This is a genomic window from Actinokineospora pegani, from assembly GCF_009745975.1.
Taxonomy (GTDB): Bacteria; Actinomycetota; Actinomycetes; order Mycobacteriales; family Pseudonocardiaceae; genus Actinokineospora; species Actinokineospora pegani.
On the sequence record NZ_WHOL01000099.1, the window covers coordinates 1 to 13,112 of the forward strand.

Genomic DNA, 13,112 nt, shown 5'->3' on the forward strand with positions numbered 1-13,112 from the left:
CTCGACCTTGAGGTTGCCGACGGGGAGTTTCTCGTGCTGGTTGGTCCGTCCGGGTCGGGTAAGTCGACCGCGTTGCGGATGCTCGCTGGGTTGGAGGATGTCAACGAGGGCACGATCCGTATTGGTGAGCGGGATGTGACGAATGTGCCGCCGAAGGGGCGGGATATCGCGATGGTGTTCCAGTCGTATGCGTTGTATCCGCACATGACTGTTGCTCAGAACATGGGTTTCGCGTTGAAGTTGCAGGGGTTGCCGAAGGTGGAGATCGCGGCGAAGGTGCTGGAGGCGGCGCGGCTGCTGGATCTGGAGAAGTTCTTGGAGCGCAAGCCGAAGGCGCTTTCCGGTGGGCAGCGGCAGCGGGTGGCGATGGGGCGGGCGATCGTGCGGGATCCGGCGGTGTTCTTGATGGATGAGCCGTTGTCGAATTTGGATGCGAAGTTGCGGGTGGAGACGCGGGCGAACATCGCTGCGTTGCAGCGTCGGTTGGGTACGACGACGATTTATGTGACGCATGATCAGGTTGAGGCGATGACGATGGGGCATCGGGTGGCGGTGCTCAAGGATGGGTTGTTGCAGCAGTGTGACACGCCGCGGGCGTTGTATGACCGGCCTGCGAACGCGTTCGTGGCGGGGTTCATCGGCTCGCCCGCGATGAACCTCGTCGAGGTCCCCGTGCGCGCCGACGGGGTCAGCCTCGGCGGCCTCGATGTCGCGCTGCCGCGCGAATCCGCCGCCGCTGTCGCGAAGGCGGGCACCGACCGGGTCACTGTCGGCGTCCGGCCGGAATCGCTCGCCTTGTCGCCCTCGGGCACCGAGAACGCGTTCGAGCTGGTCGTGGAACTGGTCGAGGAGTTGGGCGCCGACGCGCTGGTGCACGGTTCGGTGCGGGACTCCGACCAGCGCCTGGTCATGCGCGTCGACGGCCGGACCCCGCCCGCGCTGGCGCAGACCGTCACCGTGGCCATCCGCGACGCCGCCGAACTGCACGTCTTCCACCCCCAGACCGGCGAACGCCTGGCGTGACAGACCGGACGCCCCCGCGAACTCGAGCCTCGCGGGGGCGTGCGACCCTCAAGCCCTGGCACCGCCCGCCGCGGCTGTCGAACCGCGCACGACCAGCTCCGGCATGAACACGTACTCCGCGTGCGGCGCGGGGTTGCCGGTGACCTCCTCCAGCAGCGCGTTGACCGCCGCCTGGCCCATCGCGTCCACCGGCTGGCGCAGCGTGGTGAGCGGCGGGTCGGCGAAGACGATGAGCGGGGAGTCGTCGAAGCCGACGACGGAGATGTCCCGGGGGACGGTCAGGCCGCGCTGGCGGGCGGCGCGGATGGCGCCGAAGGCCATCAGGTCGCTGCCGCAGACGATGGCGGTGCAGCCGCGGTCGATGAGGGCGCCCGCCGCGGCCTGTCCACCCTCGACGGTGAACAGCGAGTGCTGGATGAAGCCCTCTGCCTGCTCGACCGACAACGGCAGCGCGGTGCGCAGGTGCTGGACGAAACCCTCGATCTTGCGCACGACGGGGACGTAGCGGCGCGGGCCCACGGCGAGGCCGATCCGCTCGTGCCCCAGCTCCACCAGGTGCTGCACCGCCAGCCGCATGGCCGAGCGGTCGTCGGCGGAGACGAACGGGGCGGACACCTTCTCGGTGTAGCCGTTGATCATCACGAACGGCACGCCCCGGCCCGCGAGCCGCACGTACCGGTCCATGTCCGCGGTCGAGTCCGCGTGCAGGCCGGAGACGTAGATGATCCCGTTGACGCCCCGGTCGACCAGGGTGCCGGTCAGCTCGTCCTCGGTCGACCCGCCGGGGCTCTGCGTGCACAGCACCGGCGTGTACCCGTCGCGGGTCAGGACCTGCTCGATCACCTGCGCGAAGGCGGGGAAGATCGGGTTGCTCAGCTCGGGGGTGATCACCCCGATCAGCCCGGCGCTGCGCGTTCGCAGCCGGGCAGGCCGTTCGTAGCCGAGGGTGTCCAGCGCGGCCAGCACCCGCTGGCGGGTCGTGGTGGACACGCCCGCCTTGCCGTTGAGGACGCGGCTGACCGTGGCCTCGCTGACCCCCGCCTGCGCGGCGATGTCGCTGAGCCGGGCGCCCGCGCCCTGCGCCACGTCAGGACTCCCACCACACCGCGGTGTCCCGCGGCAGCACCAGGTCCGCGCCGTCGTGGGCGTACTCGCCCGAGGCCAGCAGCACCGCGCCCGCGGGCAGCCGGGCGGGCTCGGCGCCCAGGTTCACCGCGCAGTGCAGGGTCCGCCCGCCCGCCGTGCGGCTGAACCACAGCAGCGGCGCGTCGGCGTCCTGCCAGCGCAGGGTGTCCCCGGCGCCCAGCGCCGGGTGCTCGCGGCGGATCGCCAGCGCGCCCCGGTACAGCTCCAGGGTCGAGCCCTCGGCGCCGGTCTGCGCCTCGACCGACAGCCCCGCCCAGGCCGCGGGCTGCGGCAGCCACGGCGTCGACCCGTCCGGGCCGAACCCGAGCGCGGAACCGCCCGCGCCCCAGGGGATCGGGACGCGGCAGCCGTCGCGGCCGCGGTCGGTGCGCCCGGAGCGCTCCCACGTCGGGTCCTGCAACAGGTCCTCGGGCAGGTCGAGCACCTCCTCCAGGCCCAGCTCCTCGCCCTGGTACAGGTAGACCGAACCGGGCAGCGCCAGCATCAGCAGCGTCGCCGCCCTGGCCCGGCGCACACCCTCGGCGCCGCCGCCGTAGCGGGTCGCGTGCCGGTGGACGTCGTGGTTGGACAGCACCCAGGTCGCGGGGGCGCCGATCGGGCGCACGGCCGCCAGCGACGAGTCGATGACCTCGCGCAGCGCCGGGGCCGCCCACGCGGTGGCGAGGAAGTGGAAGTTGAAGGCCGTGTGCAGCTCGTCCGGGCGCAGGTAGCGCGCCAGCCGCTCCGGGGTGGACGTCCACGCCTCGGCCACCGCGACCCGGGTCGGCTCGTAGGAGTCGAGGACCTCGCGCCAGTCGCGGTAGATCTCGTGCACGCCGTCCTGGTCGAAGTAGGGCAGCGGCCGGGTGTCGAGCAGCCGGTGCTGCCTGGTCTCGCCCACGTCGGGCAGGCCGTCCTGCTTGACCATGCCGTGCGCGACGTCGATGCGGAAGCCGTCGACGCCCAGGTCGAGCCAGAACCGCAGCACGTCGAGGAACTCGGCCCGCACCTCGGGGTTGTGCCAGTTGAGGTCGGGCTGCGTGGGGTCGAACAGGTGCAGGTACCACTGCCCGTCGGGCAGCCGCGTCCACGCGCCGCCGCCGAACACCGATTCCCAGTCGTTGGGCGGGTTCTCGCCGCTGTCGCGGAAGACGTAGCGCTCGCGCGCGGCGGAGCCCGGCTCGGCGGCGACCGCCTCCTGGAACCACCTGTGCCGCGCGGAGGTGTGGTTCGGGACGATGTCGACGATGACCTTGAGGCCCTGCCGGTGCGCCTGGGCGACCAGCTCGCGGGCGTCGTCGAGGGTGCCCAGGGTCGGGTCGACGTCGCGGTAGTCGGCGACGTCGTAGCCGCCGTCGGCCATCGGCGAGGTGTAGAACGGCGTGATCCACAGGGCGTCGACGCCCAGGCCCGACAGGTGCGGCAGCCGCGCGGTGATGCCGGGCAGGTCGCCGATCCCGTCACCGTCGCTGTCGGCGAAGCTGCGCACGTACACCTGGTAGATGACCGCGTCGCGCCACCAGTCGCCAGTCATGGCACCCCTCTTCCCCGAGCTCGCGTCCGGCCGACGCTAGCAGCGGGTCAGACGCGGTGAAAGCGCTTTCAGCGCCCTTGCGCAAGCCCTGCGCAGACCGGTGCCCGTTCGGGGGTCCGACGCCGCCCGGGCGGTGCCCGGCCGCCCAAGCTGAGCAACAGTCGCGACTGGGCGTGTCGAATGGCGACATCGCAGTTAGGCCAATAGTGTCCCTTTACCGTCGCGCAACGGGTCAATGGAACAGGATGTAACCAAATCAGGTGATCTTGTTCATCCTTTCGTGACCCCCGGGCGGTGTCCGTTCGGGAATCCTGGACCGGTAAAGGGAGGGGGACGCCGATGTACGGCCAGCAGGATCCGGAGCCCGCCGCCGTCGACCCGGCGGACGGCCCGACGATCACCTCCCGGCAGGACGCCGCCCAGGCCCTGGTCCGCTACTTCCTGGCCAACGCCGACGCGAACAACCACGAGGCCAACGACGACCTGGTCCAGGAACTGCGCCGCCGCGCACCCCGGTCGCTGCCCGCCCAGCGCCGCGACGACCTCTGACCCCGTCTCAGGCGTCGTGGCCGAGCAGGGGGACGAGCTGCTCGGCGCTGGTGAACGAGCCGTGCTGCCCCACGACCGCGGACATCAGCGGCTCGACCGAGGACCGGGTGATCACCGCGGTGCCGGTCGTGGCGACCACCAGGTCCCCGATCCGCCCCGCGACGCGCGGCGAGACCCTGGGCCCGAACCACCCCGCCGCGACGGCCTCCTCGCGCGTGCGGACCTCCGCGTGCTCGCCCAGGTGGGAGCGCCAGGTCGCCAGGACGTCGTCCCGCGCGCCCGGTGCGGTGTGCACGAGCCGGACCCGGGGTTCGCCGGTGACGAGGTCGACCCCGTCGAGCAGGTCCGGGGTCGTGTCGAGGTCCGTGCGGTGCCCCGCTGAGACCATCCCGTGGTCGGCGGTCACCAGCAGGCGCGCCCCCGGCGGCAGGTCCTCGGCGATGCCCGCGGCGATCCGGTCGACGACGGCGAGCTGGCGCCGCCACTGGGCGCTGCCCGGCCCGTAGACGTGCCCCAGGAAGTCGAGGTCGGCGTGGTAGGCGTAGCAGAAGACCTGCCCCGGCGAGCACAGCGCGGCGCGGGCGCCTTCCACCAGGTCGCCCACCGCGTGGACACCGACCATGGCCCCACCCCGGAAGGCCGCCCGGCTCAGGCCGCTCGCCGTGTGCGCGGCGGGCTGCACCACCCGGACGTCGACCCCCGCCGCCCGCGCGCGCTCGAAGGCCGTCGTCACGGGCTGGACGTCTTCCGGCCGCAGCGCGTCCCGCAGGTCGACCGCCGTCCCGTGCCGGTGCCACCGCAGGGCGTCCAGGACCTCCCCGCCGACCGCGAACGCCATGCCCACGATGCCGCTCTCGCCCGGGGGCAGGCCGGTGCCTATCGCGGTCAGGCTGCTCGCGGTGGTGGCGGGGAAGCCCGCGGTGATGGGCCCGCCGGGGAGCGCGGCGAGGAACGGCGCGACGTCTCGGTGCCGCTGGAGCAGTTCCCACCCCAGGCCGTCGACCAGCAGCAGGCAGACCGCGCGGACCGGTGTCATGGCGAGCGGGTTGGCCATGCCCGCCACCCCGAGCGAGGCCAGCGCGGACGGGGTGACGTCGGACAGCGCGGCCGTGCCGTAGCGGGGGATCACGGGGGCGGGTGGTAGACAAGGGTTCATGGTTGATGTCGATACCACGCCAGCGCCGTCGGTGTACCTGGTCGTCGGGATTCCCGGCAGCGGGAAGTCGACCGTGGCCAGGGAGCTGGCTGGGCGTTTCCCGCGCGGCGCGCACATCGAGTGCGACCTGGTGCAGGGCATGATCGTGGCGGGCGCGCGGTCGCCGGTGCCCGAGGGGGACGCGGAGGCGGACCGGCAGTTGCTGCTGCGGGCGCGCAACGCCTCGGTGCTGGCCCGCAGCTTCCACGCGGCCGGGGTCGTGCCGGTGATCGACGACGTGGTGGTGCGGGCGGAGCACCTGGACTACTACCGGCGGCAGTTGAAGGGGCTGCCGGTGCGGTTGGTGGTGTTGGCGCCGGAGCCTGGGGTGGCGGCGCGGCGGATCGCCGAGCGGGACAAGGAGTTGGCGGACGACTGGGGGTTCCTCGATGCGATCATGCGCGAGGAGATCGCCGACCACGGTCGGTGGATCGACTCGTCGACCATGACTGTGGAGCAGACGGTGCTGATCGCGTTGTCCGATCGCAGTATGCGGCTGTAGAGGGCGTGGGAGTGCCTGCTTGAGGGTGCCCCGCTTGATCTCCGTCAGTCCTGGGCTGCGAGGTGCGGGCGGACGTCAATCCACTGTGGATTCCCTTACCTCCGCGTACCTGGCGCGCACGGCCGGTTCGCAGGGGGCCTCGTGGGTCGAGGCGTGTGCGGTGGCCCAGAGCGGCGGTTCCTCCCCGCCGGTGAGGAGCCAGGCCGCTTGGCGGGCGGCGCCCTCCGCGGCGTACTCGGCTGGGGTGGGGACCACCACCGGCCTGCCGAGGATGGTGGGGGCCAGGGTGCGGATGGCGGTCGAGCGGGCGCCGCCGCCCACCAGGACCACCCGGTTGGCCGCCACGCCCGCGGTCGTCAGGGCGTCCAGGCCGTCGGCCAGGCCGCAGAGGACGCCTTCCACCGCCGCGCGGGCCAGGTGGGCGGGCGTGCTGGTGGCCAGGGTCAATCCGTGCAGGGCGCCGCGGGCCGTGGGGCGGTTGGGGGTGCGCTCGCCTTCCAGGTAGGGCAGGAAGACCAGGCCGCCCGCGCCCGCGGGGGCGCTCAGGGCCAGGTCGCTGAGTTCGTCCAGGGTCACGCCGAGGATGGTGCGGGTGGCGGTGAGGACCCGGGCGGCGTTGAGGGTGCAGACCAGGGGCAGGTAGCGGCCCGCGGCGTCGGCGAAGCCCGCGATGGTGCCGGTGGGGTCGGCGGTCGGGGTCTCGCTGACGGCGAAGACGGTGCCCGAGGTGCCGATGGACACCACGACGTCGCCGGGGCCTGCGCCGACGCCCAGGGCCACGGCGGCGTTGTCGCCCATGCCCGCGCCCAGGCGCGTTGGGCCGTGGGCGCCCGCCTGGTCGGCCGGGGCGACGACGCGCGGCACCGAGGCGGTGTGGCCCAGGGCCAGTTCCAGGTGCTCGGGCAGGTACCGGCCGGTCTGGGGGGCGAAGTAGCCGGTGCCGCTGGCGTCGCTGCGGTCGGTGGTGAGGGTGTCGAGGCCCTCGGCGCCGGACAGCCGCCAGGTCAGCCAGTCGTGCGGGAGGGCGACGGCGGCGACCCGGGCCGCGTTGTCCGGCTCGTTGTCGCGCAGCCAGCGCAGCTTGGTCGCGGTGAACGACGCCGTGGGCACCGTGCCGCACGCCCGCGCCCACGCCGCCGGGCCGCCCAGCTCGTCGACCAGGTCCAGCGCGGACGGCGCGGAGCGGGTGTCGTTCCACAGCAGCGCGTCCCGCACGACCTCGCCGCCCGCGTCCAGGGCGACCATGCCGTGCTGCTGCCCGGCGATCGACAGCGCCACCACGTCGTCGAGCCCGCCCGCGGCCTCGATGGCCCCGGTCAGCGCCGACCACCAGTGCCGGGGGTCGACCTCGGAGCCCTCGGGGTGCGGGGCCGAGCCGGAGCGGACCGCCGCGCCGGTCTCGGCGTCGCGCACGACGACCTTGCACGACTGGGTGGAGGAGTCGACCCCCGCGACCAGGGTGCTCATCCGCGCGCGCCCAGCAGGTGCTCGGTGGCCAACTGCGCCAGCGCCACGAACCCGTAGCCGCGCTCGGCGGCGACGGCCGGGTCCACGTCCTCCCCCGCCAGCAGGTCCGCGGCCGTCTCACCCGCGGACAGCGTCGGCGCCAGCATGTCGTCGACACCGGAGGCCGCCCGCGCGGCCTGGACCTCGGGGTCGGCCCGGAAGGCCGCCGCGCGCTCCCGCAGCAGCAGGTACATCCGCATGTTCGCCGCGGCCGACGCCCACACCCCGGTGACGTCCTCGGTGCGCGCGGGCTTGTAGTCGAAGTGCCGGGGGCCGTCGTAGCCCGCGGTCTCCAGCAGGTCGACCAGGAAGAACGCCGAGAGCAGGTCGCCGTGGCCGAAGACCATGTCCTGGTCGTAGCGCGGCCCCTTCTGCCCGTTGAGGTCGAGGTGGAACAGCTTGCCCGCCCACAGCGCCTGCGCGATGCCGTGCACGAAGTTCAGCCCGGCCATCTGCTCGTGGCCCACCTCCGGGTTCACCCCGACGACGTCGCCGTGCTCGAGCTCGCCGATGAACGCCAGCGCGTGCCCGATGGTCGGCAGCAGGATGTCCCCGCGCGGCTCGTTGGGCTTGGGCTCCAGGGCCAGCCGCAGGTCGTGGCCCTGGGCCTTGACGTGCCCGGCGATGGTGTCGATGGCCTCGCGGTAGCGGTCGAAGGCGGCCCGGAAGTCCTTTGCGGAGTCGGTCTCCGAGCCCTCGCGCCCGCCCCACAGCACGAACGTCTTGGCGCCCAGCTCGGCGGCCAGCTCGACGTTGCGCAGCGCCTTGCGCAGGGCGAACCGGCGCACGTCGCGGTCGTTGCTGGTGAACGCGCCGTCCTTGAACACCGGGTGGGTGAACAGGTTCGTCGTCACCATCGGCACGGTCAGCCCGGTCTCGTCCAGGGCGGCGGTGAACCGCCCCAGGTGGCGGGCGCGCGCGCCCGCGTCGGAACCGAACGGGACCAGGTCGTCGTCGTGGAACGTGACGCCCCACGCGCCCAGCTCGGCCAGCCGGTGCACGGCCTCGACCGGGTCGAGCGCGGGTCGGGTCGCGTCCCCGAACGGGTCGTTGGCGCGCCAGCCGACGGTCCAGAGCCCGAAGCTGAACCTGTCCGCGGGTGTCGGGGGGTTGGGCACCGTTGCCTCCGCCGGGTCGTTCCTGGTATTCGTTCAGTGGTTGAACTTAATTTGACCCGCTGGGGTCCGTCAAGGCTGGGGAGGCCGGGTGCGCCCGATCGGCCAGAGCGACGTCCGCAGGCACAACACCGCCCTGGTGCTGGCCGGGGTCACCGCGGGCGCGGGCCGCTCGCGCGCTGATCTGGCCGCCGCGACCGGACTGGCCAAGGCGACGGTCTCGGCGGTGGTCGACCGGCTGGTCGCGGGCGGGCTGGTCGAGGAGACCGGCCCGCAGGAGCGCTCCGGCGGCCGGGGCCGGACCGGTGTCGGCCTGCGCCTGTCGGCCGCGGGCCCGCACGGCGTCGGGGTGGCCATCGGCGTCGACCACCTCACCGCCTGCCTGGTGGACCCGCTCGGCCGCGTGCGCGCGCGGCGGGTGCGCGCCCGGGACAACCGGGGCGCGCCCGCGGCGGTGGTGCTGGCGGAGGTCGCGGGGGTGGTGCGGTCGCTGGTGCGCGTCGGCGCGCCCGTGGGCGGCGTGGGTGTCGCCGTGCCCGGGCTGGTCCGCGAGGGGGTGCTGTTGTCCGCGCCGAACCTGGGCTGGTCCGAAGTGGAGGTTGTGGTGCCCGGCTTCCCCGTGGTGGTGGCGAACGAGGCGAACGCGGCCGCGTTGGCGGAGCTGTCACCGGACGGGCCCCGGGACTTCGTGGTGGTGTCGGGGGAGGTCGGTGTGGGCGCGGGGATCGTGCGCGGCGGCGAGCTGCTCACCGGCGTGCACGGGTTCGCGGGGGAGTTGGGCCACGTGTGCGTCGAGCCCGCGGGGCCGCGGTGCGCCTGTGGGGCACGGGGGTGTTTGGAGACCTTCGCGGGGTCGGACAGCCTGCCCGCCGTGCGGGCGGCGGAGGCCGGGGACGCGAAAGCGTTGGCAGCGTTGCAGAAGGCGGGGACCAAGCTGGGCCAGGCGTTGTCCGCGCTGGTGAACCTGCTGGACATCCCGACGGTGGTGCTGGGCGGCGACCACGCGCGGCTGGCGCCGTGGCTCGTGCCCCCGCTGGTCGAGGAGCTGCGCGCCCGCGCGATCGGCGCCCCGTGGTCCGAGCTGTCCGTGCGCTCGTCGGCGCTGGGCGGGCAGGCCCCCGCGCTCGGGATGGCCCGGGCCGCCGTGGCACACGTCCACGGCGACCCGGACGCCTGGCTGCGCAGCCGTCAGGCGCTGTAGCCCTTGGGTGGGATCAGGCTCGCGAGCTGGTCGAAGGTGAGCCAGTAGTGGTGGTTCCCGCCGAAGTTGGCCGGGTCGGCGATGTAGACCTGCCAGGTGTCGGGGTTGTAGCCGATGACCGTGAAGTAGTGGTAGATCGTGTAGTTCGGGTAGCCCGGCGGGTGGTTGTTCGCCGGGGCCACGATGTTCGCCACGATCGGGTAGTTGTTGTTGATGTTGAGCACGATGTCGCGCCACAGCAGGTCGCGCTGACCGGGCGTCGGCGGGTCGTTGGGCATCTCCTTGGTCTCGTACCAGCCCACGGAGCCCGCGAGGACCCCGGTGACCTGGCCGATCCAGTCGGTGCCGTTGGTGGTCGTGCCCAGCGCGCGGGCGAGGTCGCCCTGGGTGCGGTAGACGCCGCGCGCGGACAGCGCGATCCGCACGGCGGCGGGCCCGCACCAGTAGCCGGTCTCCTGGACCTGGTAGTCGTGGTTGAGGACTCTCCAGTTCTGGGCGTGCACGGGTTCGGCCGCGGCGACGGCGGGGGTGAGCAGGGACAGGGTGGCGACGAGCGCGGCAAGGACGCGCAGGCGCATGGGAACCTCCCGTGGTCCGATGGGACGGTGGAAAGTTTACGGACCACGGCTGTACATGGATAGCCTGTGACCGGTGTCGGCCGGTGGCAGGAACCCGCCCGTCAGGGCAGGCGCACGGGCGGGGGCCCGCCCACCGGCCACGACGCCGGGGGCGGGCCGAACGCGCGACGGGCGGCCCGCACGGCCAGCGCCGCGACAGCGGCGTTGGCGCCGCCACCGATCACGGCGCCGATGCCGAACGGCGCCACCCGGCCTAGGACGATGATCCCCTGCTTGGCCCCGTACTTCGTGACGAAGTTCCTCCCCAGGACGCTGTTCACCCGGCGCAGCGTCGAGACGGGCACCTTGGCGACGAGTTGACGACCCCAGTGCTGCCCGGTGCGCTCGGCGACCTTGCCGATGGTGGTGGAGCCCGCCTCGCCGAGCAGGATGCCCAGGACGATCGTCCGGCGGCGCTCGACCTCGTCGAGGGGGACACCGTGGACCTCGGCGACCGAGAGCGCGAAGAGCGTGCTCAGCTCGAGGGACGTGAAGGCTTCGCCCGCCGACAGCGCCAGTGCGATCCCGGTGCCGACGGCGGGCGCGGCCGCGGCGCCCCCGACCGCGGCACCCGTGCCGGTCAGGGAGCTGACGTACATCCGCTCCAGGGTGCGAATCACCTGTGCCGGCGTCGCCTCCGGGTTCCGCTGGCGGGCCCTGGCGATGTTCTTGCCCACCAGCGAGCTCTGGATGGTGATCGCCTTGTCCACCAGGTCGAGGATCGGTTGCCCACGCCGGCTCCCCGCCGGGACCGGTCCGTCGAGGGCATCTGGATCCATGCCGCGAACTCCTCGGGTCGTCAGGCGCCAGGTCTCGCACGTGATCAACTGGGCGGAACCTGGCCTCAGAGCCAGTCGCGGCGTTTGAACATGGTGTAGAGGCCGAGGGACAGGACCAGGATCAGGGCGGTGGAGAACCAGACGCCCCAGGGTTGGTCGTGGCCGGGGTAGGGGACGTTCTGGCCGTAGAAGCCGGTGATGGCGGTGGGGATGGCGATGATGGCCGCCCAGCCGGTCACCTTCTTCATGATGAGGTTCAGGCGGTTGCTCTGGACGTTGAGCTGGGTCTCGCGGATGGCCGTGAGCTGCTCGCGCAGGATCTCGGTCATCTCCGCCGCGTGCGCGACGTGGTCGCTGACGTCGGCGAAGTAGGGGCGCAGCTCGTCGTCGTCGAGGGTCTTGTCGCGGGTGAGGGAGAGCATGACGTCGCGCATCGGGTGCAGCACCCGGCGCAGGGTGGTCAGCGTGCGGCGCAGCGCCAGGACGCGGCGCTGGATGTCCTGGTCTGGCTCGTTCTCGCCGAACACCGCGTCCTCGAGCTGCTCCAGGTCCTCGTCGAGGGCCTGCGCGGTGGCCAGGTGGCTGTCGGCGACCTCGTCGAGCACGCCGTGCAGCAGCGCGCCGACCCGGTCGGTCGGCGGGTCGGCGGCGTCCCAGCGGCGCAGGACCGGGGCGAGGTCGAAGCCGTCGTGCACGGTGACGATGGCCCGTTCGGTGACGAACACGCCCAGCTCGTGGCTGGCGAGCCCGCTCTCGCCCAGCCGCGTCAGGTAGACGGTGAGGAACAGGTGGTCGCGGTAGTGGTCGACCTTGGGCCGCTGCCGCGACTCGCGCGCGTCCTCCAGGGCCAACGGGTGCAGGCCGAGCTCCGCGCCGACCTGGGCCAGCTCGGAGTCGTCGGGGGCGCGCAGGTCGACCCAGGCCACGGCGCCCTCGCGGGCGAGCCGGTCGGCGAGGCCGCGGAGCCCGAGGTCCTCGTCGACCAGCTCACCCGCCCGGTACAGGCGGCCGCGCACCCGCTCAGCCCAGGCCCGCCAGCTCGTCCGCGGTCAGCACCAGCTCCGCGGCCGCGGCCGAGTCGGTGATGCTCGCGGGCCGCGAGGACCCCGGGATCGGCACCACGACCGGCGCCTTGGCCAGCATCCAGGCCAGCGCGACCCGCTGCGGGCTCACCCCGTGCGCCCGGGCGACCGAGCGGAACGGGTCCGCCCCGCCACCGAGGTCGTCGGCCTTGCCGATGCCGCCGAGCGGGCTCCACGGCAGGAAGGCGATGCCCAGCTCCGCGCACAGCTCCAGCTCCGGCTGGCTGTCGCGGTAGGCGGGGGAGAACTGGTTCTGCACCGCGGCCAGCCGCCCGCCGAGGACCTCGTTGGCCTCGCGGATCTGGGCCGGGTCGAAGTTCGACACCGCGGCCATCCTGATCTTGCCCGCGTCGAGCAGCCCGGCCAGCGCGCCGACCGACTCGGCGATCGGCACCGCCGGGTCGGGGCGGTGGAAGTGGTAGAGGTCGATGGCCTCGACCCCGAGGCGCTTGAGCGAGGCCTCGCAGGCCGAGCGCAGGTACTCGGGCCTGCCGTCGAGGCCCCACCCGCCGTCCGGGGTGCGGGTGTGCCCGCCCTTGGTGGAGATCAGCACGTCCGCGCCCGTCCTGCGCACGGCCTCGGCCACCAGCTCCTCGTTGTGGCCGAAGTCGTCGTGGCCCGGCGCGTAGGCGTCGGCGGTGTCGATCAGGGTGATGCCCGCCTCGACCGCGGCGACGACCGTCGCGACGGCCCGCTCGCGGTCGGGGCGCCCCTCGACCGACAGGGGCATGGCCCCGAGCCCGATCGCGCTGACCGCCGAATCGCCGATGGTGCGTGTCTGCATGCCGCTGATCGTGCCACCACGGTGCCTGCGCGGCCGGACGACGCCCGCGCACACCCTCCCCGGCGGTCACCTGAACCGGGTTATCCGCCGTCCTGTGTGG

At 73.3% G+C, this 13,112-nt stretch carries 13 protein-coding genes; 4 read left to right on the forward strand and 9 right to left on the reverse strand.

Features of this window, described 5'->3' with window-relative positions; genetic code table 11:
* Nucleotides 1-1,023, forward strand: a 1,023-nt coding sequence (locus tag GCL84_RS18565) for an ABC transporter ATP-binding protein (protein ID WP_156756776.1), incomplete at its 5' end; no start/stop codon positions are given.
* A 48-nt stretch (nucleotides 1,024-1,071) separates the two neighbouring features.
* Here GCL84_RS18565 and GCL84_RS18570 read toward each other — a convergent pair.
* On the reverse strand, nucleotides 1,072-2,109 hold the full coding sequence (locus tag GCL84_RS18570; RefSeq protein ID WP_156756777.1) for a LacI family DNA-binding transcriptional regulator: 1,038 nt from the start codon (nucleotides 2,107-2,109) through the stop codon (nucleotides 1,072-1,074).
* Nucleotide 2,110: 1 nt separating this feature from the next.
* Nucleotides 2,111-3,682 (reverse strand): glycoside hydrolase family 13 protein, encoded by a 1,572-nt coding sequence (locus tag GCL84_RS18575; RefSeq protein ID WP_156756778.1) that lies wholly within the window; start codon nucleotides 3,680-3,682, stop codon nucleotides 2,111-2,113.
* Nucleotides 3,683-4,021: 339 nt separating this feature from the next.
* Between GCL84_RS18575 and GCL84_RS18580 the strand changes: the two genes are divergently transcribed.
* Nucleotides 4,022-4,231 (forward strand): hypothetical protein, encoded by a 210-nt coding sequence (locus GCL84_RS18580; RefSeq protein ID WP_156756779.1) that lies wholly within the window; start codon nucleotides 4,022-4,024, stop codon nucleotides 4,229-4,231.
* A gap of 7 nt (nucleotides 4,232-4,238) precedes the next feature.
* On the opposite strand, the gene GCL84_RS18585 is transcribed toward GCL84_RS18580, so the two are convergent.
* Nucleotides 4,239-5,387, reverse strand: a complete 1,149-nt coding sequence (locus tag GCL84_RS18585) for an alkaline phosphatase family protein (RefSeq protein ID WP_156756780.1) — start codon at nucleotides 5,385-5,387, stop codon at nucleotides 4,239-4,241.
* Between GCL84_RS18585 and GCL84_RS18590 the strand changes: the two genes are divergently transcribed.
* A complete protein-coding gene (locus GCL84_RS18590; RefSeq protein ID WP_156756781.1) occupies nucleotides 5,386-5,928 on the forward strand; it encodes an AAA family ATPase in 543 nt (180 codons plus the stop codon). The two genes, GCL84_RS18585 and GCL84_RS18590, sit on opposite strands and share 2 nt — an antisense overlap.
* A gap of 75 nt (nucleotides 5,929-6,003) precedes the next feature.
* Here GCL84_RS18590 and xylB read toward each other — a convergent pair whose 3' ends face one another.
* Nucleotides 6,004-7,395 (reverse strand): xylulokinase, encoded by a 1,392-nt coding sequence (gene xylB / locus GCL84_RS18595; protein WP_156756782.1) that lies wholly within the window; start codon nucleotides 7,393-7,395, stop codon nucleotides 6,004-6,006.
* Nucleotides 7,392-8,552 carry a xylose isomerase gene (xylA, locus tag GCL84_RS18600; protein ID WP_156756783.1) on the reverse strand — a complete coding sequence of 387 codons (1,161 nt, stop codon included), beginning with the start codon at nucleotides 8,550-8,552 and terminating at the stop codon, nucleotides 7,392-7,394. The genes xylB and xylA overlap by 4 nt, the downstream gene beginning before the upstream one ends.
* Nucleotides 8,553-8,640: 88 nt before the next feature.
* Here xylA and GCL84_RS18605 point away from each other — a divergent pair, with 88 nt between their 5' ends.
* Nucleotides 8,641-9,750, forward strand: coding sequence for an ROK family transcriptional regulator (locus tag GCL84_RS18605; RefSeq protein WP_156756784.1), 1,110 nt, complete (start codon nucleotides 8,641-8,643; stop codon nucleotides 9,748-9,750).
* Here the strand turns inward: GCL84_RS18605 and GCL84_RS18610 are convergent.
* From GCL84_RS18610 to GCL84_RS18625, 4 genes are all read right to left on the reverse strand, one after another.
* On the reverse strand, nucleotides 9,738-10,328 hold the full coding sequence (locus GCL84_RS18610) for a C39 family peptidase (protein ID WP_156756785.1): 591 nt from the start codon (nucleotides 10,326-10,328) through the stop codon (nucleotides 9,738-9,740). The genes GCL84_RS18605 and GCL84_RS18610 overlap by 13 nt on opposite strands.
* A 101-nt stretch (nucleotides 10,329-10,429) precedes the next feature.
* Nucleotides 10,430-11,077 (reverse strand): hypothetical protein, encoded by a 648-nt coding sequence (locus tag GCL84_RS18615; RefSeq protein WP_197523345.1) that lies wholly within the window; start codon nucleotides 11,075-11,077, stop codon nucleotides 10,430-10,432.
* A gap of 134 nt (nucleotides 11,078-11,211) precedes the next feature.
* Nucleotides 11,212-12,162 carry a magnesium transporter CorA family protein gene (locus GCL84_RS18620; RefSeq protein WP_235926414.1) on the reverse strand — a complete coding sequence of 317 codons (951 nt, stop codon included), beginning with the start codon at nucleotides 12,160-12,162 and terminating at the stop codon, nucleotides 11,212-11,214.
* A 4-nt stretch (nucleotides 12,163-12,166) separates the two neighbouring features.
* The gene (locus tag GCL84_RS18625; protein WP_156756787.1) at nucleotides 12,167-13,012 is read right to left on the reverse strand and encodes an aldo/keto reductase; all 846 of its coding nucleotides are present in this window, start codon (nucleotides 13,010-13,012) and stop codon (nucleotides 12,167-12,169) included.
* Nucleotides 13,013-13,112: the final 100 nt, after the last annotated feature.

What these genes read in the sequence shown, in the direction of transcription:
- GCL84_RS18585 (WP_156756780.1), bottom strand. Translation starts at nt 5,387, where the DNA reads ATGAACCCTTGTCTACCACCCGCCCCCGTGATCCCCCGCTACGGCACG.
- GCL84_RS18625 (WP_156756787.1), bottom strand. Translation starts at nt 13,012, where the DNA reads ATGCAGACACGCACCATCGGCGATTCGGCGGTCAGCGCGATCGGGCTC.
- GCL84_RS18580 (WP_156756779.1), top strand. Translation starts at nt 4,022, where the DNA reads ATGTACGGCCAGCAGGATCCGGAGCCCGCCGCCGTCGACCCGGCGGAC.
- GCL84_RS18575 (WP_156756778.1), bottom strand. Translation starts at nt 3,682, where the DNA reads ATGACTGGCGACTGGTGGCGCGACGCGGTCATCTACCAGGTGTACGTG.
- GCL84_RS18590 (WP_156756781.1), top strand. Translation starts at nt 5,386, where the DNA reads ATGGTTGATGTCGATACCACGCCAGCGCCGTCGGTGTACCTGGTCGTC.
- xylB (WP_156756782.1), bottom strand. Translation starts at nt 7,395, where the DNA reads ATGAGCACCCTGGTCGCGGGGGTCGACTCCTCCACCCAGTCGTGCAAG.
- GCL84_RS18610 (WP_156756785.1), bottom strand. Translation starts at nt 10,328, where the DNA reads ATGCGCCTGCGCGTCCTTGCCGCGCTCGTCGCCACCCTGTCCCTGCTC.